The organism is Bacillus cereus group sp. BfR-BA-01381, from assembly GCF_022663555.1.
GTDB lineage: Bacteria > Bacillota > Bacilli > Bacillales > Bacillaceae_G > Bacillus_A > Bacillus_A pacificus.
In genome coordinates this window covers 1-3879 of the sequence record NZ_JAKUFR010000172.1, presented here as the reverse complement: position 1 = coordinate 3879, position 3879 = coordinate 1, and the positions used below count along the sequence as shown (strand labels likewise).

Genomic DNA, 3879 nt, shown 5'->3' with positions numbered 1-3879 from the left:
ACCAAAAGCACAACCAATTCCAGCTGGTGAATATCCAGAAACTCGTGAGAAAATGAGTGGTATCCGTAAAGCAATTGCGAAAGCAATGGTTAACTCTAAACATACAGCTCCTCACGTAACATTAATGGATGAAGTAGATGTAACTGAACTTGTTGCTCACCGTAAGAAGTTCAAAGCTGTTGCAGCTGACAAAGGTATTAAATTAACTTACCTTCCATACGTTGTTAAAGCTTTAACATCTGCATTACGTGAATATCCAATGTTAAACACTTCTTTAGATGATGCTTCTCAAGAAGTAGTTCATAAACATTACTTCAACATCGGTATCGCAGCTGATACAGACAAAGGTCTATTAGTACCAGTTGTTAAAGATACAGATCGCAAGTCTATCTTCACAATTTCTAACGAGATCAATGATCTTGCTGGTAAAGCACGTGAAGGTCGTTTAGCTCCTGCTGAAATGAAAGGCGCTTCTTGCACAATTACAAACATTGGTTCTGCAGGTGGACAATGGTTCACTCCAGTTATCAACCACCCAGAAGTAGCAATCCTTGGTATCGGCCGTATCGCTGAGAAACCAGTTGTGAAAAATGGTGAGATCGTTGCAGCTCCAGTATTAGCATTATCTCTAAGCTTTGACCATCGTTTAATTGACGGCGCAACTGCTCAAAAAGCATTAAACCAAATTAAACGTCTATTGAATGACCCACAATTATTAGTAATGGAGGCGTAATAACAATGGTAGTAGGAGATTTCCCAATTGAATTAGATACAGTCGTTGTTGGTGCAGGTCCTGGTGGATACGTTGCGGCAATTCGTGCAGCACAATTAGGTCAAAAGGTAGCAATCATTGAAAAAGCTAACCTTGGTGGCGTATGCTTAAACGTTGGATGTATTCCTTCAAAAGCGTTAATCAATGCAGGTCATCGTTATGAGAATGCAATGCATTCTGATGACATGGGTATCACTGCAGAGAACGTAAAAGTTGACTTTACAAAAGTTCAAGAATGGAAAAACGGCGTAGTTAAGAAATTAACTGGCGGTGTTGAAGGCCTTCTTAAAGGTAACAAAGTTGAAATCATTCGCGGTGAAGCTTACTTCGTAGATGCTAACACATTACGCGTAATGACTGAAGATGCAGCTCAAACTTATACGTTTAAAAATGCTGTTCTTGCAACTGGTTCTACACCAATCGAAATTCCAGGATTCAAATACTCTAAACGTGTTATCAACTCTACAGGCGCTTTAAGCTTACCTGAAATTCCTAAAAAACTTGTTGTAATCGGCGGCGGTTACATCGGTATGGAATTAGGTACTGCATATGCTAACTTCGGTACAGAAGTTACTGTAGTAGAAGCTGGCGACGAAATCTTAGCTGGTTTCGAAAAAGCTATGAGCTCTGTTGTTAAACGTGCTCTACAGAAAAAAGGTAACGTAACAATCCATACAAAAGCTATGGCTAAAGGCGTTGAAGAAACAGAAACTGGCGTAAAAGTTAGCTTCGAAGTTAAAGGTGAAATCCAAACTGTAGAAGCAGATTACGTATTAGTAACTGTAGGTCGTCGTCCAAACACTCAAGAAATCGGTCTTGAGCAAGTTGGAGTTAAAATGACTGACCGCGGCATCATCGAAATCGATGAGCAATGTCGTACAAATGTACCAAACATCTATGCAATCGGTGATATCGTTCCTGGACCACCATTAGCTCACAAAGCTTCTTACGAAGGTAAGGTAGCTGTAGAAGCAATTAGTGGCCATGCGTCAGCTATCGATTACATCGGAATTCCTGCAGTATGCTTCACTGATCCAGAATTAGCATCTGTTGGTTACACTAAGAAACAAGCTGAAGAAGCTGGAATGACTGTAACTGTATCTAAGTTCCCATTCGCTGCTAACGGTCGTGCATTATCATTAAATAGCACTGACGGTTTCTTACAACTTGTAACACGTAAAGAAGATGGTCTTCTTGTAGGTGCTCAAGTTGCAGGTGCAGGCGCTTCTGACATTATTTCTGAGATTGGTTTAGCTATCGAAGCTGGAATGACAGCAGAAGATATCGCTCAAACAATCCACGCTCACCCAACATTAGGTGAAATCACAATGGAAGCAGCTGAAGTTGCTCTTGGAATGCCAATTCACATTGTAAAATAATTTAAGTAATGAAAATAGCCCATCTCTTATTTAAAGAGATGGGCTATTTTTTATTTTATAATAAAAGTGGCTTGCAAGGTCTTTATACGTACTTGTCGAATGAATATATAATAATTTAATTGAATCGTTAAAACATATATAAATCCAAAAGCCATATATATGCTTTTGTGTAATATGTAATTGATTCAAACTTAATACCATATATTAATAAAATAGAGCATGTCAAAGGAGAAGGTTCCATGAGAATATTACATGTTATATTTTATCATTTTTTATTATGGAGTGGTTTTTCTGTTGTATTATCATTGTCAAATGGTGATAAGTTGCATTATAAAGTTATTCTATTTTTTGTATTTCTTTATTTAGCATATGTGATCGCATATTTTGTATTACAAATTAGAAAGCAGGCATTATTCCTTACGTGTTCAAATTGCATACTTTTCTTAATTATATTTTCTATTTTTTAAATTAACGTTTATAGAAATACATTGTTCTTCCATTAAATAATTGTAACTCTCCTTCTAATTTCTTCGCTAGAAAACGGCAAAATTCATTTGCTTTTCCTTTATCACCAAATGTTGCATTAGGTGGTAAAGAAACTTGAATATAAGTTTGTTCCTTGTCTATACCGACACCAACATAAATGGAGTCATATCGATCGTGAGTAGATTGTAGTTTGAATGTTGTTGCTGATGTATCTAAAATTTCATACGGAAAAGCGGTATTTGTATAAGCGTAATTAATTTGAACACCAGTTTTGGAAGTAACTGTTTTATAATAATGAAAAAGTTGTTTTATATCATCTATTGAAACAGATTGTTGATTGGATTTAGGTACAAGCGTAATAAAGGCATGTTGCATATAAGTTCCCCCTAACTTAGTAGAATACTCTCATTCTACATCCTACTGAATTTTTTGACAATTAAAAGGAGTATTCCTTTTTTTGTTTAATATACTAATGAAAGGTGATGTAGAAAGGTGGAAACCGATGTTTGAAAAATTGTATGATGAACATGAAAGTGTGAAGGTACGATTTTTGGGGTTTATGACACATGATACTCGTTATGATTTTGGTGTTATTTATACAAATATGTTTTTTGGAAAGCCACTTATTGTTTGCATGCAAACAGGAAGGTCTACTTTACTTGGACGAGATGATGTAGAGAATGTTCAACATTTGCAGGAAGTGTTCAAATTAGGTTCAGAAGAGGAAGCAGCTGAGTTAGCTCAGTTCTTCTCATTTCTAGTTCCATCTACATCTTTGCATGCGGAATACGAAGAATAAATAATGTAAAACAGTCGTACGTATAAATATGGCTGTTTTTTTGTTTGAATATCGCATACTAATTTAAAATTAAAATATTTAATGTGTTATACTAAAAACCTATTGACGTAAAAAGTATAACATATTAAAATAAAGACAGAAAGTTAAGCGGTTACAAAAAGTTTTTGGGATTATAAACTTAGGGGGAAATGAAAAATGGGAACAATCGTATGTCAAGATTGTGAAGGTACAATTGCACACTTCGAGGATGAGAAAGTAACGGTACTTTACGGGAAATGTGGATCTTGCGGATGTGATCACACAGAGCATACAAAAGCCCAATAATTGATAGGAAATGGACAGCTGAAAGTTTTTAGGACCATAAACTTAGGGGGAAATGAAAAATGGGAACAATCGTATGCCAAGTATGTGAAGGAACAATCGGACATTTTGAAGATGAAAAA

At 35.9% G+C, this 3879-nt stretch carries 6 protein-coding genes and 1 pseudogene; 6 read left to right on the top strand and 1 reads right to left on the bottom strand.

Features of this window, described 5'->3' with window-relative positions; translation table 11 throughout:
* The 3 genes and pseudogenes from pdhC to MR079_RS27840 form a co-directional block, all read left to right on the top strand.
* A pseudogene (gene pdhC / locus MR079_RS27850) lies at positions 1-733 on the top strand (pyruvate dehydrogenase complex dihydrolipoyllysine-residue acetyltransferase); the annotation flags it as partial.
* Positions 734-738: 5 nt separating this feature from the next.
* Positions 739-2151: a dihydrolipoyl dehydrogenase gene (lpdA, locus tag MR079_RS27845; protein ID WP_000260111.1), complete on the top strand. Its 1413-nt coding sequence runs from the start codon at positions 739-741 to the stop codon at positions 2149-2151.
* Between the two features lie 239 nt (positions 2152-2390).
* Positions 2391-2618 (top strand): hypothetical protein, encoded by a 228-nt coding sequence (locus MR079_RS27840; RefSeq protein ID WP_001221351.1) that lies wholly within the window; start codon positions 2391-2393, stop codon positions 2616-2618.
* Position 2619: 1 nt separating this feature from the next.
* On the opposite strand, the gene MR079_RS27835 is transcribed toward MR079_RS27840, so the two are convergent.
* Complete coding sequence (locus MR079_RS27835) at positions 2620-3012, bottom strand: DUF1885 family protein (RefSeq protein WP_139866883.1); 393 nt, start codon at positions 3010-3012, stop codon at positions 2620-2622.
* Positions 3013-3139: 127 nt separating this feature from the next.
* On the opposite strand from MR079_RS27835, the gene MR079_RS27830 reads away from it, so the two are divergent.
* The 3 genes from MR079_RS27830 to MR079_RS27820 all read left to right on the top strand — a co-directional run.
* Complete coding sequence (locus MR079_RS27830) at positions 3140-3436, top strand: DUF3055 domain-containing protein (RefSeq protein ID WP_011040622.1); 297 nt, start codon at positions 3140-3142, stop codon at positions 3434-3436.
* Between the two features lie 195 nt (positions 3437-3631).
* The gene (locus MR079_RS27825) at positions 3632-3760 is read left to right on the top strand and encodes a GapA-binding peptide SR1P (RefSeq protein ID WP_000536778.1); all 129 of its coding nucleotides are present in this window, start codon (positions 3632-3634) and stop codon (positions 3758-3760) included.
* A gap of 59 nt (positions 3761-3819) precedes the next feature.
* Positions 3820-3879, top strand: a 60-nt coding sequence (locus MR079_RS27820; RefSeq protein WP_141527636.1) for a GapA-binding peptide SR1P, incomplete at its 3' end; no start/stop codon positions are given.